The organism is Notoacmeibacter ruber (assembly GCF_003668555.1).
Lineage (GTDB): Bacteria > Pseudomonadota > Alphaproteobacteria > Rhizobiales > Rhizobiaceae > Notoacmeibacter > Notoacmeibacter ruber.
Window position 1 is genome coordinate 2,892,999 of sequence record NZ_RCWN01000001.1, and the last position, 21,827, is coordinate 2,914,825.

Consider the following 21,827-nt stretch of genomic DNA (forward strand, 5'->3'; position numbering starts at 1 on the left):
GTTTCGACTTTCGGTGAGGCGCAATAAAGCGGCCGAGAGCGCCAACAGCGTGGATTCACGGGAACCAGACTATGAAAATTGAACGGACCGGCCTGACGGCTGAAGACGCGATGATCCATTATCGCAAGGCAATGCTTCTTGGCTGCACCGCTCTAGCAGTGTTCATGCCGTTCCACGTCTGGGCTCAGGAGCAACCGGCAGGACGTGTCACGACGCTTGAGACGATCACTGTCGAAACCCCTGACGAAGACGCCAGCGCCGGCTCTAACCGTGATACGCCCCTTGACGATGACGCCAATTCCATCGTCGCAACACAGACGACCGGCGGCGGCAAACTACCGACTGATATTCTCGAGACCCCTGCCTCCATATCCGTCGTGACGGCAAAGGAACTGCAACGACGCGATGCCGACAGCGTTGAAGAGGCCTTGAATTACACCGCTGGTGTCAACACGGACTTCTACAGCGGCGATGATCGGTTCGACTATTTCCGGATCCGCGGCTTTGATGCCTATCACTACCGCGATGGCCTCACACTTGGAGACCCGTTCGGCGGCCCGCGGGAGGAAATCTATGCTTATGAACGGATCGAGGTTCTGAAGGGCGCAAATTCCACGATCTTCGGCGTTTCCGATCCGGGCGGCTCGGTCAATTACGTGACCAAGTTGCCAAAGTCCGACCGGTTCGGGGAGGTTTACGTCTCCGGTGGCTCTTTCGACCACAAGGAGATCGGTATCGATTTCGGTGACAATATTACAAGCGACGATACGCTCTCTTTCCGTCTGATCGGCAAGTTGAAGGACAGCGACAAGGAATACGACTATTCGCAGGATGACGAGATCTTCCTGATGGGCGGACTGACCTGGCGGCCGACCGACTACACCAGCCTCTCCGTTGTTTTCGATCACCTGGACACAGATGAAACGACCGCGAGCGGTTTTCCGATCGGTACGGATTTTGATCGCGACCGCTTCTTCGGCGAGCCGGATTTCAACTATCGCGGAGTGGAACGCGACACGCTGAGCGTGATGTTCGACCATGATTTCGGCAACGGACTCTCGGTCAGCTCCAATGCGCGCTATTCCAATCTCGACAGCGATTACGGCTATGTCTACGTCGCCGCACCGCCTGCACCGGGCTCAACCGTCGTGGCCCGTGATTATATCGCCAATGAGAGCCCTGAGGAGAGCTTCATCATCGACGCGCATGCGCGCTACGATGCCACCTTTGATTTCATTGAAAGCAGTACGATTGTCGGCGCGGAGTTCGGCACACTCGATAGTGAAACGGTCGGATATTACACATCCGCTTCGCCGATCGATTACACCGATGTCCAGTATAGCGGCGCTCCCGCTTCGCTACCCGCTTACAGCGACACCGCCCGCGACCAGGAGACAAGAGCGGTCTACCTCCAGCAGAATGTGACGTTCGTCGACAGGCTGACCGCCTCTCTTGGTCTGCGACATGACTGGATCGATATCGATCAGACGAACCGGTTGACCGGTGAGGATACCGACGCGGAATTCGACGAACTCACCACACGTTTTGGTCTCTCCTACAAATTGACCGACGAGTTCGCCGTCTATGGCAGCTACGCGGAATCGGTTGTTCCCGCTTCGCTGACCGTGGAGCCCGAGCGCGGCGAGCAATATGAGGTCGGCGTCAAATATCAGCCGGCGGCCTTCCCGGCGCTGCTCACGGCGTCCTTCTTCGATCTGACGAAATACAATATCACCCGCAACAACCCTGTCACTCTATTGCCGGAAACCACGGGCGAGGTACGGGTCCGCGGCCTCGAACTGGAAGCGAAGGCCGAACTGCCGCACAATTTCGATCTGACGGCGGCCTACAGCTATCTCGACACAGAGATCATCGAGAACGGCACGCTCGGCAATGAAGGCAACAATCTGTCTCTGATTCCCGATCACCTGGCATCGCTTTGGCTCAACTACGAATTGGAAGGACAGGGCCGTCGCGGCGACCTCAATGTTGGCGTCGGAGCGCGTTATCTCGGTTCGGCTTTCTTCGACGATGCCAATACGAGCGAGGCCCAGGCCGCCGTCATTCTCGACGCCGCCCTGTCTTACGAGGTGGTCGACGACACCACGCTTCAGGTCAATGTCCGCAACATCCTGGATGAAAAGCACGTGACCTATGGCGGGTTCGGCGCGAACTTCTACAATCCGGGCCGCGAGATCACGGCGACGCTGCGCCGCACGTGGTAAGCTGTTCGAGGCTACCCGATACCGGGCAGGTGAGATGAGACTAGTGCTCTCTCTTCTTCTGCGCCCGCCGCCACGCGGCGGGCGTTTCACCCACCGTCTGGCGAAAAGCATTGGTAAGGTGAGCCTGATCGGAAAAACCGAGCTGAGCGGCAATCACGGCGATCGTCAACTCGCTCGTCCGCAAGAAATCCTTGGCGCGGTCAATACGATTGGCCAACTGCCACTGCGAAGGTGTCTGGCCTGTCGTCTCCTTGAAGACAGTCGCAAACCAGCTTTCCGACAATCCGACCGTCTCCGCCATCTCGGCGACACTCAGCCGGTGGTCGCTCTGGGAATTAAGGCGACCGCAAAGCCTGTTCATCTGAGCTTGCGTCAATCGGCCTTTCGCCTCTTTGCGCTCTTTTTCCGGCAAGTCCAGAAGCCCGGTCACGATACAGCCAACCAGGTTCTCGGCGTGGAGGGGATGGTGTCCCGGCCTTCGCAATTCCTCGACCAGCAGGCGTGCGAGCGCCTCGATGGCACTGACATCCTGAACTTCAGCCGGGCGCTGCAAAATGGCCTGAGAGGCCGCCCGCCCGAACGATGGCGACAGAAATCTTATGAGCCGGTCCCGGTGAAGATGAATGTCGAGATGAGAAAAGCGATGCGCTGAAGAGAAGCTTGTCCAGAGCGGCATGCCGGGGGGCACATAGATTGCCCGGCTCATGGGCCGGTAATGAGAAGAACTTACACCGGCGCTGCTCGCCATACCGATATGCGAGGAGATGTCGTTGAAAAAAAAGAGGATCCGGGGATCTGGAGAGAGATAGTAGCCGCGCGCGCCGGTTTCGCCTTCCGCGTCCCAGAAGACGCCAACAATACCGTCGAGGCTGCGCCAATTGGCCGAACGTGTGGGCCGAATACCCTCTGTATGGGTCGTCATGGAATGCAGGAAGTTCATTCCGCTAACCGTGTGCACGATGAGACAAGGGCTGGTTCTGCCCTCCGCAGGACAGGATTAGCCTGACACTTTTTATCATGTTTAGCGGCCCGTGCAAGCGGAGGCGTCTGAACGCCATTAATGGCCGCCCGGCGCAACCCTTTCGCCTTCGTTCGCTGCAATCCCATACGAACAGCACACACGCGCAGAGGACGGCAAGCGGTGCCAATCCTGCCATGCGTCGCAGGGCCCACCGACGACGTCTTCACCCGCGACCGCATGACAGAGTGAAAGCCGGGCAACTTGCCGCCCGGCTCGCCCGCTTAGCCTTGATAGTCCTCGTCGGAGACTTTCTCCATCCAGGTGACGGGACTGCCGTCGATGCTCTCCTGGACGGCGATGTGGCTCATCGCTGTTTCGGGTGAGGCGCCGTGCCAGTGCTTCTCGCCGGCAGGAAACCACACCACGTCACCTTGGCTGATTTCCTCCACCGGGCCGCCCTCGCGCTGGACGCGGCCGCGCCCGAAAGTGACGATCAGCGTCTGGCCGGCCGGATGGGTGTGCCAGGCGGTGCGGGCGCCAGGCTCGAAGGTCACCAGCGCTCCGCTCGTGCGGCCCGGCTCCTCGGCCTGGAACAGAGGGTCGATGCGCACAATGCCTGTGAAATACTCTTCCGGGCCGGGACCGGAGGGGTTGGTGCCCGAACGGGTGATTTTCATTTTCGACTCCTTGAGTTGGGTGCGGCGTCAGTCGCGCAGCTTTTCGAAACGGTAGGTGAGTGCCGGTCCGCCGGGCTGGCCATAGGCCAGCTCCGCGGTGACCATGGCGAAGGGCTCGACGAAACGTGCGGTATGCAACCCGCCTGCCTCCAGCGGTTCGAAACCGATGTCGCCGATCAGATCGTGTGCGATCGTCTTGGCCCCTGCATCGTCGCCATAGACGAGCAGGTGCGGTCGCGGGGTCCGGTCCTTCCGCGCGAAGACCCCGGCGAAACTCTCCGATGGGCTGGTGTTGAAGCACGACACCCAGCGGGCATCGGGGCGCATCTTCGCCAATTCCTCGGCACCGGAGGTGGTCGTGCCGACGACGAGGTTGGTGTTGGTCTCGTCGAGGGGAACGCAGCAATTCAGCACGACCTGTCCGGCGAGGTCGCCGGCCTGTTCCAGCACGTCGTCAATCCGCGACCAGTGAACTGCCAGCAGCACCGCATCGGCATCCTGCACGGCCTCGGCGACGGAGCCGCTGGCCGCATTCGCTTCACGGGCTACACGCTCCAGCTTCGCCGTGCTGCGCGCATAGGCGAAGGTCACGTCATGACCGCAGCGCGACCAAAGCGTGCCGAGCTTGGCGCCCATGAGCCCAGATCCCAGTATGCCGATTTTCATCGCGGGTCTCCTTTCCCTCCAGCGGCACTATCCGCTGGACAGCTTACTCGGTGCGGGCCTCAAAGACCTCTTTCGCCACCGGCAGGGCGGAAAACACTTTCGGCCAGCCTGTATAGAACGCCAGATGCGACAACATCGCTCCGGCCTCCTCCTGCGTCAGACCGTTATCCATCGCTCGGTTGAGGTGGAAGGTCATCTGCTCGGGCTGGCCGGCCGCGATCAGCGCGGCGACGGTGATGAGGCTGCGGTCGCGCGGCTCCAAATCCGGACGCAGCCACAGATCGCGGAACAGCAATTCGCGCGTATTGTCGACGACACCCATGCTGACATCGCCGAAATTGCCGCGCACATTCTCTTCGCGTTTAGCCTCGGCCTCTTCGTCCAGCGGCAGCAGTTCGGGATCGACGGCGGGCAGGTCGTCCGCGGTCACGCCGCGTTCGTCGAAGACGGGTGCAACGGCTCTTGCAGCGGCGGTGGCGTTGCCCCAGCCACTGTAAAAGGCAAGATGAGTAATGGTTTCGGAAATTTCCGCCGGCGTCACCCCGGCCTCAAGCGCAAGCGCTACGTGGTCGGCCAGATTGTCCGTCTCGTGCCGGGTCATCAGCGCGGCGAAAGTGACAAGCGCCCTGTCACGGGCGGAAAGCTCTTCGCCCTTCCAGACGGAGCTGAAGAGATCGTCATTAGAATAGGATTCAAGCGCCGGGGCCACATGTCCTACGGCATCGGGCAAGGTGCGCGAAAGATCCTGTGCGGATGCGGTGGAAGCAGCGAACGCCATGGCGGCGGTTGCGAGAAGGGGTTTCATCGGGGAACTCCTTTGTTGCAGCGACCCGATCTATGTGGCGCATTACGGCCGGAATTTAATGGCTGGCCAGATCACCTCGCCCATGAGCCCGACTCATAAATGTCAGCTCCGCTCGCGCAGCGCGTCCAGCACCACCTGAAAGGCCGAGGACGGGCGCAGCCGGCTTGGGTAGTAGAGATGAAAGCCTGCGAAATAGGGCGAATAGCTTTCCAGGCAGATTTGCAGCGCGCCGGAAGCGATATGCTCGGCGGCCAGCTGCTCGGGGACAAGCGCCAGACCCTGCCCGTCTTTCGCTGCGCGCAATACCAGATTGATCGTGTTGAAGCAGGCCTGGCCCTGCACCTTGACGCGGATTTCGTTGCCGTTCTCGTCCTCGAACTCCCAGGCATAGAGTGCGCCGTGGTTGCTGAGCCGCAGATTGATGCAACGGTGGTCGCCGAGCTCCTGTGGGGTCTGCGGCGTGCCGTTGGCCTTGAAATAGTCCGGCGCGCCGACGCAGATCATCCGCTCCTCCGGCCCGATCCGCATCGAGACCATGCCCTCGCTCACCTGGTCGCCGTAGCGCACGCCGGCATCGCATTGCGCGCTGGCAAGGTCGGTATAACCATAGTCGACGACGAACTCGACATTGACCGAGGGATAGGCCTTCAGTGCAGGAGAGAGCTTCGGCCAGAGCAGGGATTCGATCGCGTATTCGGTGGCGACGATCCGCACGGTACCCGTGGGCCGGTCGCGCGCCTCGTTGAGCGCCTCCAGCCGCGCCTCGATCTTCTCGAAACACGGCGTGAGCGTAGCCAGCAGATCTTCCCCCTCCAGCGTCGGCGCGACGGAGCGGGTCGTGCGGGTCAGAAGCCGCAGGCCAAGCCGCTTTTCCAGCCCCTTGATTGTGTGGCTCAGCGCCGATTGCGAGACGTTGAGCCTGGCTGCGGCGCGAGTGAAACTGCGCTCCTCTGCCACCGTGGCCAGCGCGATCAGATCGATGATGTTTTCACGAAGCATGCGGGACGCCCTGATCTGCCGGTCGAGGATCATGGTAGGTTTCCCTCACGATATATGCGTACGGCTCATCAGTCCATGAACTGTGCAATCATGGCACCATCAGGATCAGGCGATCTTCCGAGGTCAGCCAGGTCGCGGATGCGTTCGCCCAAAGAGAAGGCGTCGAAGGCCGTGCCGCTGCTGGAAAGGGCCACGGCATCTTCATGCCCTCGCCGGTCTCGTCGCTTCGCCTAGTTGTCGCCGCCCGTCGGGATACGCGCGGCCCCTTCCTGCGGGGCTTTCGAGACGGCGGGCGCTCCCGCCGCTCGGTTCAGCCCATAGTGACGTAGAGCATCGCGTCCGGGCCGCGATCCCGTTCACTGCGCATAATCTTCGTCCGAAACCGGGTCGCCCCAGCTCACCGCTGAGCCGTCGATTGCCTCCTGGACGGCGAGATGCGTCACCGCGTGCTGATCGGTCGCGCCGTGCCAGTGATCGACATCAGCCGGAAACCAGATGACGTCACCGACATTCATGACCTGCTTCTCTTCGTCGCGGACCTGGTACCAGCCCGTCCCGGAGGTCACGACGAGCCATTGCCCAACCGGGTGCTTATGCCAGTGCGAACGCGCCCCCGGCATGAAGGTGACGGAGCCGGCGTTGATATTGCCCATCCGGGCATCGAAGACGGGCTGGACGTAGACCGTGCCGGTAAACGTGTCGGCGCCGCCAACCCTGCCGGCGCGTTGCTCGGCGCTGGTGACTTCCGCGGTTTGTGCGAATGCGGCAGGCGCAGAAAGCGCCATAACGAGTGTTGTTGCGAGAATGCGTTTCATATCGGGTCGTCTCCTTTTTTGATCGAGATGCGGCCTTCGCCGCCAGCGGCAGGGAACGGTGCCTCGCTCAGACTCAATTAGTGCGTGCCTTCCGTGCGATCATGATCGCTGGATGGGATACGTTCATGAGACAGCCTCATGAGTTGGAGCAGGTGGCGCTACCCAGAGTAGGACAACAAATTCGGCATTCATGAAGCCTTCTCGTGACTGCTCGCACGATTGAGAGCTTCGTTTGCTACAAACGTAACACCAGTTTGGGAGCGTGGAACATCCAGCCCGCAAGGAAAAGGTCATAGTCGGGATCGGCTTCTTCGGAGCTTCAGGACCGCGTTGATCGCCAACGAATCGGGGTTGTCGGTATATGCGGCTTCGCGGGCATAGTCCTGAGCGCCGTCTCCGCCGACCATGCCGATCTCTACGACGACGTCGGCATCATCTCGTTCGATAAGCTGCAATCGTCTTCCGCACAGAGCCTTGCGGGACACCTCGCCAAGCCCAATCTCAAAGGCAGGCGGGCCCGGCCTACCGAATGCCCATGACACGAAGCCGGCGCAGTCACCGACTCATTAATGAGCGTTGCTCATGAGTGATAGAGACACTCAACCGATTATCCTGCGCGCAATAGCGATTAGATTGGAAGCCAATCGAGCGGCACGCGAATGGAGATTTCACAATGACCGGGCGGAGCATGACGTTGACGATCGCTGCGGGGGCATTGGTTCTTTTGGCCGGTGCGGCGCCCTCGAATTCCCAGACAGGAGAAACCGCCATGACCAAAATCCATGTCATTGTCGGCAATGAAACTCTGGAGGCGATGCTTGACGACACGCAGGTCGCGCGCGACTTCGCCTCGCTGCTGCCGCTCGACCTGACGCTGAGCGACTTTCACGCCACCGAAAAAGTCGCCGACCTGCCACGCAAGCTCGATATTGAAGGTGCGCCGGCAAGCTACACGCCCAAAGCAGGGGATATCACGCACTACGCGCCGTGGGGCAATCTCGCGATTTTCTACAAGCCTTTCCAGGATTCCCGCGGCCTCGTGCGGCTTGGCGAATTCAACGAACCGATGGATGCGTTGATCCAGGACAGCGCCTTTGCGGTCCGTATCGAACTGGCCGACTAATCCACCATTACAAACTCTGCGGACGATGCAGGGCAGCCCGTTACTCGCGGGATCGCCTGATCCGCACCAAACCTCAAGGAGACCATCATGACCAATAATATCACCGGCAAGACCGTCATCATCACCGGCGCTTCCTCAGGCATCGGCGAGGCGACGGCGAAACTGCTCGCATCAAAGGGAGCCAATGTGGTGCTCGGCGCGCGCCGTGGCGACAAGCTCAAACAGATCGCGGACGCGATAAAAAACAACGGCGGTCAAGCCGTCTGGCAGGAACTGGATGTGACCGACCCGTCGCAGAACGACGCGATCGTCGCGCTTGCCAAGGAAACCTATGGCGGCGTTGATGCGATCTTCCTCAATGCCGGGCTGATGCCGAGTTCGCCCGTTTCCGCGCTCAAGACGGATGAGTGGAACCAGATGGTCGACGTCAACGTCAAGGGCGTGCTGAACGGCGTAGCTGCGGTAATGCCGATCTTCACCGAGCAGAAATCGGGCCACATCCTCGCGGTTTCGTCCGTCGCAGGCCTCAAAAACTATGCCGGTGCGGCGGTTTATGGCGGCACCAAATGGTTCGTACGAAACTTCATGGAAGTGCTGCGTATGGAATCGGCCACTGAAGGCACCAATATCCGCACCGCGACGCTCTATCCTGCGGCGATCAACACCGAGTTACTCGACACGATCACCGACAAGCAGACCGCCGAGGGGATGCAGGGTCTTTACGATACCTACGGCATCTCGCCCGACCGGATCGCTGATGTCGTCGCGTTTGCACTCGACATGCCGGAGGACACGACGGTGAACGAATTCACCGTGGGGCCGGCGAAACAGCCCTGGTAACGGTCGGCAGGCATCGGGGTCCATGACCTAACACGACAAGGTTGGACACACAGTAATGGCCTCAATTCCCGCCCGGACCTGCCGGGCGGGACCATTGACGTCACGCGCATAAACGCTTCCATTCGACAAGCTTTCAGTCCAATCGCTTGTTAGGATCCGGGCAATGGCAGGAGCGCACTCCCATCGCCGGCCAGAAAGATGGTTTCGGGGACGCGTCTTCCGCCGGAGCCGTGGTATTCCAGGGAGGTCCGCCGCGTCCTAGATGTCGAACTTGACGCCCTGGGCCAAAGGCAGCTCCGCCGAATAATTCACCGTATTGGTCTGCCGGCGCATATAGCCTTTCCAGGCGTCCGAACCGCTCTCGCGGCCACCACCGGTTTCCTTCTCGCCGCCGAATGCCCCGCCGATCTCCGCGCCCGACGGGCCGATATTGACATTGGCGATGCCGCAATCCGATCCGACAGCCGAGAGGAAGCTTTCCGCCTCGCGCATGTTCAGCGTAAAGATGCACGACGACAGGCCCTGCGGAACGTCGTTCTGCATGGCGATCGCTTGTTCCAGAGTATCGTAGCCCATCACATAGATGATCGGGGCGAAGGTCTCTGTGCGGACAATATCGCTCTGGGCCGGCATCTCGGCGATCGCAGGTGCAACATAGGCGCCGCCATCGGGCACGTTGTCGGTGACAGCTTCGCCGCCATGCACGTGGGCTCCTTCCTCCTTGGCCGTCTTGAGCGCGGCCCGCATCTGCTCCCGCGCCTTCCCGTCGATCAGCGGGCCGACCAGGGTGCCCTCCTTACGGGGGTCGCCGACCGGCAGGGTCTGATAAGCCTTGGCGAGTTTGGCCACCAGATCCTCCCGGATCGACTCATGGGCAATCACCCGGCGAAGGCTGGTGCAGCGCTGGCCCGCCGTCCCCACGGCCGAGAAGACGATCGCGCGGACAGCCATGTCGATATCGGCGGACGGCGCGACGATCATCGCATTGTTGCCGCCAAGTTCCAGAATCGGCCGGCCCCAGCGCTCCATCACCTTCGGCCCGACGACGGAACCCATCCGCGTCGAACCCGTCGCGGAGAGGATGGGGACATCTTTCGAAGCGACCAGCGCTTCGCCGATTTCCGCACCGCCGATCACCAGTTGCAGGAGACCGTCCGGCGCATCGTCGCCAAAGCGTTCGAGGGCGCGCTCCATGATCTTCATCGTCGCCATGGCTGTCAGCGGCGTTTTTTCGGACGGCTTCCAGATCACCGGGTCGCCGCAGATCAGCGCCAGCGCCGTGTTCCAGGACCAGACGGCGACCGGGAAATTGAAGGCGGTGATGACCCCGCACGGGCCGAGCGGATGCCATGTCTCCATCATACGGTGGCCCGGCCGTTCCGATGCGATGGTCAGGCCGTAGAGCTGTCGCGACTGGCCCACGGCGAAATCGCAGATGTCGATCATCTCCTGTACTTCGCCGAGGCCTTCGGAAACGATCTTGCCGGCTTCCAGCGTGACCACCGCGCCGAGTTCTTCCTTCGCGTTGCGCAATTCCTCACCGAGCAGGCGGACGAGTTCCCCGCGGCGCGGCGCCGGCACTTCGCGCCAGGCGCGGAAGGCGTCCTGAGCTTTCGCGATGATCGCCGGCATCTCCTCCGGCCGCGTCTCCCTGACCTTTGCAACTTCGGTGCCGTCGATCGGCGAATGGACCGAAAGCGTGCCGCCCGTCAGTTCGGCTTCGGTCAGTCCGGCTGCTGTGAGAACGTTCCGGTGGCTCATTCTGTCACTCCTTTGGATACGGTTTTGCGCTGCTCCGCCATGCCCATGGCTGCCAGAAGCGGCTTGTCATCATGTTGCGCTTGAAAATCAGTTTTGCTGTCCATGCCCAACCAGCGCGCAAGGATCAGCGATTGCGCCACCGCGCCGCCGAGGGTCGTCCCCGGCCCCGTGACAATGAAGAGGTCGGGCGCAAATTCCCGCGCCGCGATGGTGATCGCTTGCGTGAAATCATAGGTCTCCGTCACCTGTGCGCCGAGCGTATAGTTTCGCAGCGCCTCGGTTGGCGTAGCGTCAGGCCACCAGATGGCGCCGCGCCCGTCAATCAGCGGCAGGTTCGGTTGACGGAACAGTTCCGATGGAAGCTGCTCGCGTCCCTGCTTCGCCACGGGCGCCTGCAACGCGGTGTGGAAGGCGGCGTGGTTGCCGAGACGCATCGGAAAACGCTGCTGAACAGGTTCCACCTCTTGCTCGAAGGCTTTCAAACCGGCCTCGTTGCCCGCTAGCACGAGCATTCCGCCAAGAGCGATGGAAAGCCCGAGCAGATGGTCGGCGCGAGCGTCGATCTCGTCCACTTTGGCGAGCAGCGTCTGCCGACGCTCGGGCTGCGCCATCCAGTTTTCGTCGACGAACGGATAGACGAGCTGGCCGCCGATGAGGGCGCGCTGCATCAGCGTACCCATCGTATTGGCGACGCGAAAGCCGTTTTCCGGCGAAAGCGCACCGGCGCAGGCGAGGGCGGAATACCAGCCCATCGAATTGCCGGTCACGGCGACGATTTCGATCTCATCGCGGTCGATGGAGAGAAAGTCGCCCAGTGTCGCAGCATAGATCAGCGCGGAGGCATTGTCGCCGCGCGTATGCTGGGCAATGGAAAACGTCTGTGCGCCATCCAGTTCGGCGAGCGTTGGTTGACCCTCGTCCCGGCGCAGCGCGTCGAAGGATTCTAGCAGAGCCGGGTCCGGAAAATGGCGCTTCAGATAGCCGAGTTCGGACTTGTTGTATGTGCCCCGGCCGGGGCAGATGACGACCGCCGTCTTCTTCATGCCGGTACCGTCATCAGCGATAGCGCCGCTTCGAAAATCGAGTCGGCCGATGGCATGGTCGCGGCATAGGCCGGCCCGGTTGCGATGAAGCTGTCCTCTGCGCTGATGCGCGAATGGGGAATGTCCGTCCGCTCTGTCAGCATCGCCATCAGCCCTTCGGCAAGCCCGCCGGTGCGTCGGGTCTCATCGACCACCAGAATATTTCGGCAGCCGGTGACCGCATCGAGGATAGCCGCTTCGGGCAGGGGCGATAGCCACCGAAGATCGATGATGCGGGCCGAAACGCCTTCCTTTTCCAATTGCTTGCTGGCCTGTCGGGAAAGATAGAGACCATTGCCGAAGGAGAGAATGGCCAGATCGGTGCCGTCGCCATGCTGGCCGACCTCTCCGAAGCCAATCCGTTTGGATGGGTCGGGATAATGCGTCATCCAGCCGCTCTCGCCCGCTTGGTCGAGGTCCCGCATGGAATAGAGCGCGATCGGCTCGAGAAAGACCACAAGGCGCTGCTCTTCACGCGCCAGCCGGACGCATTCGCGCAGCATCATCGCCGCATCCGCGCCGTTGGAAGGGCAGGCAAGGATCAGGCCCGGAATATCGCGCAGCACGGCGATCGAATTGTCATTGTGGAAGTGGCCCCCGAACCCGCGCTGATAGCCGAGACCAGCGATACGGAGGACCATCGGGTTGGTGTACTGGCCATTGGAGAAGAAGGGCAGCGTCGCCGCTTCGCCGCGCAACTGGTCCTCGGCATTGTGCAGATAGGCGAGAAACTGGATCTCCGGCATGGGCAGGAAACCGTTATGGGCCATGCCGATCCCAAGACCGAGGATGGATTGCTCGTCGAGCAGCGTATCGATCACGCGGGAGGGTCCGAAGCGGCCGATCAGCTTCTGGGTGACGCCATAGACACCGCCCTTGCGACCGATATCCTCACCCATCAGGGCGATCTCGCCATGTTCCAGCATCAGATCGGTCAGCGCCCAGTTGATCAGGCGTGACATGATCTGCGGCTCTTCCATAGCCTTCATATCGTTGCCGAATGTGTTCGCACGCATCTCTTGCGTCGGCCCGCCGTCCTTTCGGCAGGACCGGGGCGGGGGAATGAGGCTCGCCATCACCTCGTCCGCGGATTTCAGCCGCGGACGCTTCACGGCATGGTCCGCGATGCGTTCGACGCGCGCATTGGTCTCGTTATAGATGTCGAGCGCATCAGCCGGGTCCAGCGCGCCGGCTCCAGCCAGAAGACGGACCGAATGGAGCAGCGGATCGTTGGCCTCTTCGGCTTCGACCTCCTGCCGCTTCATATAGGTGGTCGGCACATCGGCGCCGGCATGGCCGTAAAGCCGGATCGTCCGCACATGAAGGAAAGCGGGACGCCGCCGCTTGCGCACATAGGCCGCCGCTTCCTGCGCCACTTTGAAGGTCTCGAACATGTCCAGGCCGTCGCAGGAAAAGTACTTGAGCCCTGTGCGGTTGGCGAAGGTCGCGCCGATCCAGCCCTTGGGGGTCTTGGTGGAGATGCCGATGCCGTTATCCTCGCAGACGAAGAGAAGCGGCATGGGTATGCCCTGATAGGAGGTCCATTGCGCGCTATTGAAAGCGCCCTGTGCGGTGGAATGGTTCGCAGACGCATCGCCAAAAGAGCACATGATGATGCCGTCGGAGGGCAGCGCCTGATGCTCCGGTTTCTGCCGACGCGTCATGCCGATCGAATAGGCTGCGCCCACCGCCTTCGGTAGATGGCTTGCTATGGTCGATGTCTGCGGCGGAATGTTCAGCGCTTTCGATCCGAGCACCTTGTGCCGTCCGCCCGAGATCGGGTCCTCGGTCGAACAGGCGAAGGAGAGGAGCATGTCCCAGGCGATGGACTGCCCCGGAACCTGCGCGGCCCGTTGGATCTGGAAGGCCGCGTCACGATAATGCAGGAAGGCCATGTCTGTCGGCCGGAGCGCGGCGGCAACGGCCGCCATGCCCTCATGGCCCGATGATCCGATCGTGTAATAGCCCTGGCCCGCTGCCTGCATCGCACGGCTCTTCCGGTCGAGCGCCCGGCACAGACAGCCGGAACGAAAGATCGACACCGCATCGGCGCGTGACAGCGGTCCGTCCGCCGGTTGTCCAGCGGGCAGGTCGCCTGCGGCCACGCGGCGCAGGAAATTGTCGTGAACAATTGCGGAGCGGTCCATACCGATAGCCTTAGAAGAACGCCTGCAGGCCTGTCTGGGCACGGCCGAGAATCAGCGCATGAACGTCGTGCGTGCCCTCATAAGTGTTGACCGTCTCCAGATTGGTCATGTGGCGGAAGACCTGAAATTCTTCGGAAATCCCGTTGCCGCCATGCATGTCGCGGGCGAGCCGCGCGATATCGAGCGCCTTGCCGCAATTGTTGCGCTTGATGAGCGAGATCATCTCCGGCGCAGCACTGCCCTCGTCCATCAAACGACCCACGCGCAGGGAAGCTTGAAGACCGAGAGTGATTTCGGTCTGCATATCGGCCAGTTTCTTCTGGAAGAGCTGGGTCCCGGCGAGCGGCTTGTCGAACTGCTTGCGATCCAGTCCGTATTGCCGCGCGGCATGCCAGCAGAACTCCGCAGCGCCCATGGCGCCCCAGGAGATGCCGTAGCGCGCGCGGTTGAGACAGCCGAAAGGCCCCTTCAGGCCTTCTACATTGGGTAGCAGGGCGTCTTCGCCAACTTCGACATCGCTCATCACGATCTCGCCGGTCACCGAAGCGCGCAGCGACAGCTTGCCGCCGATCTTCGGGGCGGAAAGTCCCTTCATTCCCTTCTCAAGAACAAAGCCACGGATCTTGCCGCCATGGGTTTCCGACTTCGCCCAGACGACAAAAACGTCGGCGATGGGAGAGTTGGAAATCCACATCTTCGAGCCATTCAGCACGTAGCCGCCATCGCTCTTCTTCGCGACCGTCTTCATGCCGCCGGGATCCGACCCGGCATCCGGCTCGGTCAGGCCAAAGCAGCCGATCCATTCGCCCGATGCGAGCTTCGGCAGATATTTGCGACGCTGTTCTTCCGAACCGTAGGCGTGGATCGGGTACATGACGAGGGAGGACTGAACGCTCATCATCGACCGATAGCCGGAATCCACCCGCTCGACCTCACGCGCCACGAGCCCGTAGGCGACATAGCCGGCACCGGCACCGCCATATTCATCCGGGATCGTCACGCCGAGAAGGCCGGTCTGGCCCATTTCCGCGAAGATCTCCGGCTCCACACGCTCTTCCCGATATGCGGCGGTGACGCGCGGCTGCAGCTTCTCCTGCGCATAAGCTGAGGCCGTATCGCGTATCAGGCGCTCTTCATCCGTCAGCTGCTGCTCGAGAAGAAGCGGGTCTTCCCATGAGAAGGCCGAGAGCGAGGGGCCATGTCCATTGGTCATGATGAAATCCTTTTCAGTGCTTCGGCCATGCGTGACAGGCCGTCCGACAACTCGGCATCGGAATAGGCGAAAGAGAGGCGGACGTAACCCGGCAGTCCGAAAGCCCGGCCGGGCACAAGCGCGACGCCGGCATCTTCCAGTAGCCATCGACAGAGATCGGCGTCGCTTTTGAAGGGGCCGCCTTCCGGCTTGAGGAGGCCCGCGCAGGATGCGAAGGCGTAGAACGCGCCTTCCGGCACCCTGCACCGAAGGCCCGGCATCGCGTTGAGTGCGGCCACCACCCTGTCGCGGCGGCTTTTCAGGATGGCGCATCGCTCTTTCAGCAGAGCTGTATCGCCCTGGATGGCGGCCAGCGCGGCTGCTTGCGAGATCGAGCTGGCGCCAGAGGTGAACTGGCCCTGCACGGCGGCCATGGCGGCGATCAGGGGGCGGGGGCCGATGCCCCATCCGATCCGCCAACCTGTCATCGACCATGCCTTGGAGGCGCCATTGACGGTCAGCGTCCGCTCTTTCAGCGCCGGAGCCTCGGCGGCGAAGGAGGCAAAATCCCCATAGGTCAGATGCTCGTAGATCTCGTCTGACAGGATCCAGACATGGGGATTGCGTTCGAGCACCGCCGCGAGGGCGCGAATTTCCTCTGCGCTGTAAACGGCGCCCGAGGGGTTGGACGGTGAATTGAGCATCAGCCAGCGGCTGCGCGGCGTGATCGCCTGTTCGAGCATATCGGGCGAGAGCTTGAAGCCTTCATCCATCGGGCAGGGAACCGTCACCGCTACCGCCTGGCAGATCCGGACAATATCGGAATAGGTGGTCCAGTAGGGCGTCGGAATGATGACTTCGTCGCCCGGGTCGAGCGTTGCCATGAGGGCGTTCGCGATCACCTGTTTCGCGCCCGTCGACACAAGCACGTTTTCCCGCCCGCTATTGGCCTGCGCAGCAATGGCGTCGCGCAGAGCCGGCGTGCCGGCGGTGGGCGTGTATCGGGTTTGCCCCGCAAGAGCGGATTTGTGCGCGGCGGCAATGATGTCCGGCGGTGTCGGAAAATCCGGCTCGCCGGTGCCGAACGAAACGATGTCGCGGCCTTCGGCACGCAATTGCGCCGCCTTCTCCGAAATCTGCACGATTTCGGAGAGTGCCAGACCCTGCATACGGTTTGCCGGGCGGAACGCGCCGGACGTTTCAGGCGTCATAACGACTGCCATTGCGGGTCTTGAGGAAGGTGTCGAGCGAAATATCCTCTTGCTTGAGAAAGCCTGTGGCCGGGACGGTGCCGTCGCGAACCATTTCCATCACGGCGACCACCGAGGAGGCGGTTGTCCACGCAATGGCCGTACGGAACTTGCCGCCGATTTCGACCGGTTTGAGGCCGCGCACGAATTCGCGGCGCTCCAGCCGCCCGCCGATCAGGCCTTCTGCCGAGATATGAATATAGACGATGTCGTCATTCACCGGCGGTTTGGCATTGACGAGAATGTCACCCGCTTCCTTGCGTCGTTCACGCATGAGCAATTCATGGAAGAAGAAATTCATCAGGGCGACATGGCCCGGATAGCGCATGGTCTTGTAGTCGAGGTTCGGCACCCGGTCCTTGTAGGTCTGGCACATCGTGCCGAGACCACCCGAGGTGGTGAAGGCTTCCAGTTCGATCCCGCCGATCACGATCTTCTCGATCCACTCCATCGGCGAGACAGTCTTGATGACGCCGTCCTCCAGCACCTCGCAATCGTTGAGATACTCGTTCACGACGCCTTCCGGCGACCAATTGAACGAGTAGCCCATCAGACCGGTCGGGTTCTGCGGAAGAGCGCCGACGCGCATGCGACAGGAGCGGCAATCGTCGAACTGCTCGATCAGATGGGCTCCGACAATGCCGACGAAACCGGGTGCGAGGCCGCATTGCGGCGCCATCAAGCCTTCCGAAGTCTTGGAGAGTTCGAGGATGGCTTGAGTGGTCGGAACATCTTCGGTCAGGTCGAAATAATGCAGGCCGAGCCGGTGCGCGACATTGGCGACGCCGATGTTGAAGGAGTAGGGCAGGCAGGAAAGCACCGCGTCGAAATCGCCGAGTGCGGAAGCGAGGGCGGCGGTGTCGCTGACGTCGATCTGACGAGTGGGGAAGGGCAGATCATCCCGTGGGGGGAGGCTGTCGAACCCCGTAACGGCAAATTCGCATTCGTGGAGAAGCTCGCTGGCCAGCGTCCCCACTTTTCCAAGGCCGAGAACGGCGATCGTTTTCATGCGCATCTCCTTTTGAGGTCGGTGCAGCTTAACGGGTTCGTTCTTGCATAAAACACCAGCAAAAGGCATTTTCTGGTGAGCTATTGTAATGGATAAACCATGCTTACGCCTGCGCCGCTCCCCAGCCTTGCCATTCTCCGTTGCTTCGAGGCCGCGGCCAAACACCAGAGTTTCACAGCGGCGGCAGAAGAACTCGGTTTGAGCCAAGGCGCGGTCAGCCGACACGTGAAGGAACTGGAAGATCAGGTCGGTGCCCGCCTCTTCCGGCGCGAGGGGCGCGGTGTCCGGCTGACCGATGCGGGCCGGGATCTCTCGGCTCATCTGCTATCTGATCTCGAGCGGCTGCGCGGCACCATCGCCCGCGCCGTCGCAGCCGGCAACAGCGCCCGGCTTCTCTCGATCGCTGTTCTGCCGACCTTTGGCAGTCGCTGGCTCGTTCCGAGACTGAAGGATTTCAAAGCCGGGCAGGACGATCTGGAACTGGTCATTCATAGCCGCAGCGAGCCATTCGATCTTGTGGAGAGTGGCATTGATCTGGCCATTCATTTTGGCAGCGACGACTGGCCGGGCGCGCAACTGACGCCGCTTTGCCGGGAAGACCTGATCGCCGTGGCGGCCCCGGACCTCATCGAGCGTTTCGGACTTTTGCAAAAAGCCGATCTCTTCCGGATGCCTCTGCTGCATCTGTCGTCGCGACCCATGCTTTGGGAAAGCTTCAGGCAGACGGTGGACAAGGCGGAAGGCGCGACCCGGAAAGGAAGTTACTTCGACCAGTTCGCACTTATCATATCGGCCGCCGTCGCGGGCCTCGGCGCAGCCATTCTCCCGGCCTACCTTATCGAGACCGAATTGCAGAACGGACTGCTGGTGCCTTTGGAATCGGTGCCCGACACCTATGGCCGGAGCTACTACATCGCGACGCCTGCGGGGTTGAACAAGCCGCTGACCGCCCAGTTTTCCCGTTGGATCCGTAAACAGGTCAGCCACCTGTCGCATGACGGGCCGGAGGGCGGACCGATCTCCTCGCGTTGGCTGAAGGCGAGTTTCTCGGAAAGGATAGAAGGATGAAATCGCTCGTACTGGAAAAGAAGGACGATCTGAGCCTGCGCGATTTTCCCGAGATTGACCGTCAGGAAGAGATCCTTGGCCCGCGCGATGTCCGGATCAAGCTGCACACGGTCGGAATTTGCGGATCCGACGTGCACTATTACACACACGGCCGTATCGGTCCTTTCGTGATCGAGGAGCCTATGATCCTCGGTCATGAAGGCGCGGGGACCGTCATCGAAACCGGAGCGGAGGTGACCGGCCTTTCCATCGGCGATCGGGTCTGCATGGAGCCGGGCGTTCCCGATCCGAACTCGAGGGCCGCGCGGCTCGGCATCTATAATGTCGATCCGGCTGTACGTTTCTGGGCCACGCCCCCGGTCCATGGCATTTTGCGGCCGACATGCGTCCATCCTGAAGCATTCACCTTCAAACTGCCCGATAATGTCAGTTTCGCCGAAGGGGCGATGGTCGAGCCGCTCGCCGTCGGTGTTCACGCGGCCACCAAGGCGCGGGTAAAGCCCGGCGATATCGGCGTGGTCATGGGAGCCGGCCCGATCGGCCTTGTCACCGCGCTTTCGGCGCTGGCCGCAGGCTGCGCCCGGATTTATGTGAGTGATCTTGCTGAGAAGAAACTGGAAATCGCTCAGAGCCTCAACCCGGCGATCATCCCCGTCAATATCGCCAACGATGATCTGGTCGCCCGGGTCATGAAGGATACGGATGGCTGGGGTGCCGATGTGGTCTGGGAGGCTACTGGCTCGCCGAAGGCTGCGGCGACTGTCTTCGAACCACTGGCGCCTGGTGGTTGCGTGGTGATGATCGGCGGTCAGGCCGAACCGATCAGCTATGATGCCGGCGCGGCCATGATCCGCGAGGCTCGCGTCGAGAATATCTTTCGCTACGCGCACGTCTTCCCTCGCTGTGTCGCGATGCTGTCCTCCGGGGCCATCGATATCAAGCCGCTGATCACCCGCACCTTCGACTTCGGCGACAGCGTCGAAGCCTTCGAGGTGGCGGCCTCGGCGCCGCCCGCCGACGTCAAGATGCAGATCATCTTGCCGCAATAGCCGGAATGGCTGGGGGTCTTCGAGACCCCGGCTCTAGGACGGACAAAAGGCCTCCGCCGATATTCCGGTCGGCCTTTCGATGCGATAGGGGTGGAGGCCATCGCGGTATGAGTAGAAGATTGGGAGAATTATTGTGAGTTATCTCGGCATCGACCTCGGTACATCCGGTTTGCGCGCGCTGCTGATCGACGCTGCCGGAGAGGTCGTGGGCTCCGTCGAGCGGAGCTACAGCGTCTCCCATCCTCACTCCGGCTGGTCGGAGCAGGATCCGGCGCAATGGATCGAGGCGCTGGAAAGCGCGATGGAGGAGATGCGCGCCGCCTTTCCGGATTTCGCCGGACTGCGGGGTATGGGCGTCGCAGGGCACATGCATGGCGCTACGCTCCTTGATGCGAACGACGCCGTGTTGCGTCCCTGCATTCTCTGGAACGACACCCGGGCTCATGCCGAAGCGGCGCGGCTCGATTCCATTGCAGAGGTTCGATCGCTTTCGGGCAATATCGTCTTTCCGGGGTTTACCGCGCCGAAATTGAAATGGGTGCGGGCTCACGAGCCGGAAATCTTCGAGCGCGTCGCGAAGGTCCTGCTGCCCGCGGCTTTCATGAATTTCTACCTGACTGGCGAACATGTCGCGGACATGTCCGACAGCGCCGGCACCTCATGGCTCGATACCGGGGCACGGCAATGGTCCGACGCTCTTCTGAGCGCCAGCCACATGCGCAGCGATCAGATGCCACGCCTTGTCGAGGGCAGCGAACCAGCCGGTCAGCTAAGAAGCGAACTGGCGCGAAAGTGGGGCCTCTCCCAGACAGTGACCGTGGCCGGTGGCGCTGGCGACAATGCCGCAGCGGCCTGCGGCATCGGCGCGACACAGGAAGGACAGGGTTTCGTGTCGCTCGGCACATCCGGCGTTCTTCTGGCCGCCCGAGACGGCTATCGCCCGGCGCCGGAAACCGCTTTGCACACCTTCTGCCACGCCATACCCGAGCGATGGTACCAGATGGGGGTCATGCTGTCGGCGACAGACAGCCTCAACTGGCTTTCTTCCATAACCGGCGTGAAGCCGGCGGAGTTGACGGCCGGCCTTGGCGAAGAGTTGCGTATTCCAGGTCTGGTCCGGTTCCTGCCTTACCTGTCCGGTGAACGGACGCCGCATAATGATGCGGTCATCCGCGCCAGCTTTACCGGCATCGGAGCCGATACGGACCGAACGGAACTCACACGCGCTGTCCTCGAAGGGGTGAGTTTCGGCCTGCGAGAGAGTTTCGACGCGCTGAAAGCCACCGGAGCACGGCCGGAACGCCTCTTCGCCATTGGGGGCGGAACACGCTCCCGCTATTGGCTGCGGCTGATCGCAACCGTTCTGGACATTCCTCTCGCCCTGCCTGCCGGAGGCGAATTCGGCGCCGCGCTCGGTGCCGCTCGGCTGGGACGCCTTGCGGCCAGCGATGCGGCGATCGAAGACGTTCTTCTTCCCCCGGAGACGGCTGAGGTGATCGAGCCGGAAAATGACAAGCGGGCCGCGTTCGACGACGCTTATCTGCGCTTTCGCGCGGCCTATCCCGCAACGCGCCAGATCCAGTAGCGGGCCAGGAGCCGTCGCTCAGCCTGTGACGGGGGCCAGGAGAATGCTGGTCTGGCTGTTGTTCACGCCCGGAATCTCGCGAATGTCGCGGAGCACGCGGTCGAACTGAACGAGACTGTCGGTCTTGATCTCGACCACGAGGTCCCAGACACCATTGGTGGAATGGATGGCCGAGATTTCGGGGATACGCCGCAAGGTCCCTATGACCGCCCGCGAGAGCTTGCCCTGAAGCTCGATCATCATGATCGCCTTGACCTCTCCCTCCACATCGACGTCGGTTTCGATGGTGAAGCGTCGAATGCGTCCCTCCTGAACGAGGAGTTCCAGGCGTGCCTTCACTGTCGCTCGGGAGACGCCGATAAGATGGGAGAGTTCCGTAATGGACGCTCTGGAATTGGTCCTCAATGCAGCCAGAAGGCTTCGGTCGACATCGCTGAGTTCGCGCATACAATGTCCATATTGGTTATTGCAATCGATATATTGAGAGAAAAAGGTATCATTATGCGCAATTTATCATGCGAAATGTTCAGGTAGAAGAGGCATCATCACCCCTTTCAATCGTGAGAGGAAAGC

General features: G+C 61.5%; 19 protein-coding genes. 6 read left to right on the plus strand and 13 right to left on the minus strand.

Annotated features, from left to right (window positions below; translation table 11 throughout):
* The first annotated feature begins 71 nt into the window (after positions 1–71).
* Positions 72–2,225, plus strand: a complete 2,154-nt coding sequence (locus D8780_RS13935; RefSeq protein ID WP_121646145.1) for a TonB-dependent siderophore receptor — start codon at positions 72–74, stop codon at positions 2,223–2,225.
* Between the two features lie 40 nt (positions 2,226–2,265).
* Here the strand turns inward: D8780_RS13935 and D8780_RS13940 are convergent, their stop codons facing one another.
* From D8780_RS13940 to D8780_RS13965, 6 genes are all read right to left on the minus strand, one after another.
* Positions 2,266–3,165, minus strand: a complete 900-nt coding sequence (locus D8780_RS13940; protein WP_121646146.1) for a helix-turn-helix domain-containing protein — start codon at positions 3,163–3,165, stop codon at positions 2,266–2,268.
* Positions 3,166–3,467: 302 nt separating this feature from the next.
* A complete protein-coding gene (locus D8780_RS13945) occupies positions 3,468–3,863 on the minus strand; it encodes a (R)-mandelonitrile lyase (protein ID WP_121646147.1) in 396 nt (131 codons plus the stop codon).
* Between the two features lie 27 nt (positions 3,864–3,890).
* Complete coding sequence (locus D8780_RS13950; RefSeq protein ID WP_121646148.1) at positions 3,891–4,529, minus strand: NADPH-dependent F420 reductase; 639 nt, start codon at positions 4,527–4,529, stop codon at positions 3,891–3,893.
* A gap of 43 nt (positions 4,530–4,572) precedes the next feature.
* A complete protein-coding gene (locus D8780_RS13955) occupies positions 4,573–5,334 on the minus strand; it encodes a carboxymuconolactone decarboxylase family protein (protein WP_121646149.1) in 762 nt (253 codons plus the stop codon).
* A 102-nt stretch (positions 5,335–5,436) separates the two neighbouring features.
* Complete coding sequence (locus D8780_RS13960; protein WP_121646586.1) at positions 5,437–6,333, minus strand: LysR family transcriptional regulator; 897 nt, start codon at positions 6,331–6,333, stop codon at positions 5,437–5,439.
* 356 nt (positions 6,334–6,689) lie between these two features.
* Entirely contained in the window at positions 6,690–7,148 is a 459-nt protein-coding gene (locus D8780_RS13965; protein ID WP_121646150.1) for a (R)-mandelonitrile lyase, read from the minus strand.
* 769 nt (positions 7,149–7,917) lie between these two features.
* Between D8780_RS13965 and D8780_RS13970 the strand changes: the two genes are divergently transcribed.
* Together D8780_RS13970 and D8780_RS13975 are read left to right on the plus strand one after the other, a co-directional pair.
* A complete protein-coding gene (locus D8780_RS13970) occupies positions 7,918–8,271 on the plus strand; it encodes a cyclophilin-like fold protein (protein WP_121646587.1) in 354 nt (117 codons plus the stop codon).
* An 87-nt stretch (positions 8,272–8,358) separates the two neighbouring features.
* Positions 8,359–9,111, plus strand: a complete 753-nt coding sequence (locus tag D8780_RS13975) for an SDR family oxidoreductase (protein WP_121646151.1) — start codon at positions 8,359–8,361, stop codon at positions 9,109–9,111.
* Positions 9,112–9,369: 258 nt separating this feature from the next.
* Here D8780_RS13975 and amaB read toward each other — a convergent pair whose 3' ends face one another.
* From amaB to D8780_RS14005, 6 genes are read right to left on the minus strand one after another with little or no spacing between them, the layout of a single operon-like run.
* On the minus strand, positions 9,370–10,872 hold the full coding sequence (amaB, locus tag D8780_RS13980; protein WP_121646152.1) for an L-piperidine-6-carboxylate dehydrogenase: 1,503 nt from the start codon (positions 10,870–10,872) through the stop codon (positions 9,370–9,372).
* Positions 10,869–11,915 carry an ACP S-malonyltransferase gene (locus tag D8780_RS13985; RefSeq protein ID WP_121646153.1) on the minus strand — a complete coding sequence of 349 codons (1,047 nt, stop codon included), beginning with the start codon at positions 11,913–11,915 and terminating at the stop codon, positions 10,869–10,871. The genes amaB and D8780_RS13985 overlap by 4 nt, the downstream gene beginning before the upstream one ends.
* Positions 11,912–14,101 carry a thiamine pyrophosphate-dependent enzyme gene (locus D8780_RS13990; protein WP_121646154.1) on the minus strand — a complete coding sequence of 730 codons (2,190 nt, stop codon included), beginning with the start codon at positions 14,099–14,101 and terminating at the stop codon, positions 11,912–11,914. Before D8780_RS13990 ends, D8780_RS13985 begins: the two co-directional genes overlap by 4 nt.
* Before the next feature lie 10 nt (positions 14,102–14,111).
* Positions 14,112–15,314 (minus strand): acyl-CoA dehydrogenase, encoded by a 1,203-nt coding sequence (locus D8780_RS13995; RefSeq protein WP_121646155.1) that lies wholly within the window; start codon positions 15,312–15,314, stop codon positions 14,112–14,114.
* A complete protein-coding gene (locus tag D8780_RS14000) occupies positions 15,311–16,516 on the minus strand; it encodes a pyridoxal phosphate-dependent aminotransferase (RefSeq protein WP_121646156.1) in 1,206 nt (401 codons plus the stop codon). Before D8780_RS14000 ends, D8780_RS13995 begins: the two co-directional genes overlap by 4 nt.
* A complete protein-coding gene (locus D8780_RS14005; RefSeq protein ID WP_121646157.1) occupies positions 16,494–17,558 on the minus strand; it encodes a saccharopine dehydrogenase family protein in 1,065 nt (354 codons plus the stop codon). Before D8780_RS14005 ends, D8780_RS14000 begins: the two co-directional genes overlap by 23 nt.
* Positions 17,559–17,651: 93 nt before the next feature.
* Here D8780_RS14005 and D8780_RS14010 point away from each other — a divergent pair, with 93 nt between their 5' ends.
* From D8780_RS14010 to xylB, 3 genes are all read left to right on the plus strand, one after another.
* Complete coding sequence (locus D8780_RS14010) at positions 17,652–18,620, plus strand: LysR substrate-binding domain-containing protein (RefSeq protein WP_121646158.1); 969 nt, start codon at positions 17,652–17,654, stop codon at positions 18,618–18,620.
* On the plus strand, positions 18,617–19,669 hold the full coding sequence (locus tag D8780_RS14015; protein WP_121646159.1) for an NAD(P)-dependent alcohol dehydrogenase: 1,053 nt from the start codon (positions 18,617–18,619) through the stop codon (positions 19,667–19,669). The genes D8780_RS14010 and D8780_RS14015 overlap by 4 nt, the downstream gene beginning before the upstream one ends.
* A 133-nt stretch (positions 19,670–19,802) precedes the next feature.
* Positions 19,803–21,254 (plus strand): xylulokinase, encoded by a 1,452-nt coding sequence (gene xylB, locus D8780_RS14020; RefSeq protein ID WP_121646160.1) that lies wholly within the window; start codon positions 19,803–19,805, stop codon positions 21,252–21,254.
* Between the two features lie 18 nt (positions 21,255–21,272).
* On the opposite strand, the gene D8780_RS14025 is transcribed toward xylB, so the two are convergent.
* Complete coding sequence (locus D8780_RS14025; RefSeq protein WP_121646161.1) at positions 21,273–21,701, minus strand: Lrp/AsnC family transcriptional regulator; 429 nt, start codon at positions 21,699–21,701, stop codon at positions 21,273–21,275.
* Positions 21,702–21,827 lie beyond the last annotated feature (126 nt).

Bases quoted from the DNA above. Each gene is read 5' to 3' on its own strand.
- D8780_RS13935 (WP_121646145.1), top strand. From the start codon at position 72: ATGAAAATTGAACGGACCGGCCTGACGGCTGAAGACGCGATGATCCAT.
- D8780_RS13940 (WP_121646146.1), bottom strand. From the start codon at position 3,165: ATGAACTTCCTGCATTCCATGACGACCCATACAGAGGGTATTCGGCCC.
- D8780_RS13945 (WP_121646147.1), bottom strand. From the start codon at position 3,863: ATGAAAATCACCCGTTCGGGCACCAACCCCTCCGGTCCCGGCCCGGAA.
- D8780_RS13950 (WP_121646148.1), bottom strand. From the start codon at position 4,529: ATGAAAATCGGCATACTGGGATCTGGGCTCATGGGCGCCAAGCTCGGC.
- D8780_RS13955 (WP_121646149.1), bottom strand. From the start codon at position 5,334: ATGAAACCCCTTCTCGCAACCGCCGCCATGGCGTTCGCTGCTTCCACC.
- D8780_RS13960 (WP_121646586.1), bottom strand. From the start codon at position 6,333: ATGCTTCGTGAAAACATCATCGATCTGATCGCGCTGGCCACGGTGGCA.
- D8780_RS13965 (WP_121646150.1), bottom strand. From the start codon at position 7,148: ATGAAACGCATTCTCGCAACAACACTCGTTATGGCGCTTTCTGCGCCT.
- D8780_RS13970 (WP_121646587.1), top strand. From the start codon at position 7,918: ATGACCAAAATCCATGTCATTGTCGGCAATGAAACTCTGGAGGCGATG.
- D8780_RS13975 (WP_121646151.1), top strand. From the start codon at position 8,359: ATGACCAATAATATCACCGGCAAGACCGTCATCATCACCGGCGCTTCC.
- amaB (WP_121646152.1), bottom strand. From the start codon at position 10,872: ATGAGCCACCGGAACGTTCTCACAGCAGCCGGACTGACCGAAGCCGAA.
- D8780_RS13985 (WP_121646153.1), bottom strand. From the start codon at position 11,915: ATGAAGAAGACGGCGGTCGTCATCTGCCCCGGCCGGGGCACATACAAC.
- D8780_RS13990 (WP_121646154.1), bottom strand. From the start codon at position 14,101: ATGGACCGCTCCGCAATTGTTCACGACAATTTCCTGCGCCGCGTGGCC.
- D8780_RS13995 (WP_121646155.1), bottom strand. From the start codon at position 15,314: ATGACCAATGGACATGGCCCCTCGCTCTCGGCCTTCTCATGGGAAGAC.
- D8780_RS14000 (WP_121646156.1), bottom strand. From the start codon at position 16,516: ATGGCAGTCGTTATGACGCCTGAAACGTCCGGCGCGTTCCGCCCGGCA.
- D8780_RS14005 (WP_121646157.1), bottom strand. From the start codon at position 17,558: ATGCGCATGAAAACGATCGCCGTTCTCGGCCTTGGAAAAGTGGGGACG.
- D8780_RS14010 (WP_121646158.1), top strand. From the start codon at position 17,652: ATGCTTACGCCTGCGCCGCTCCCCAGCCTTGCCATTCTCCGTTGCTTC.
- D8780_RS14015 (WP_121646159.1), top strand. From the start codon at position 18,617: ATGAAATCGCTCGTACTGGAAAAGAAGGACGATCTGAGCCTGCGCGAT.
- D8780_RS14025 (WP_121646161.1), bottom strand. From the start codon at position 21,701: ATGCGCGAACTCAGCGATGTCGACCGAAGCCTTCTGGCTGCATTGAGG.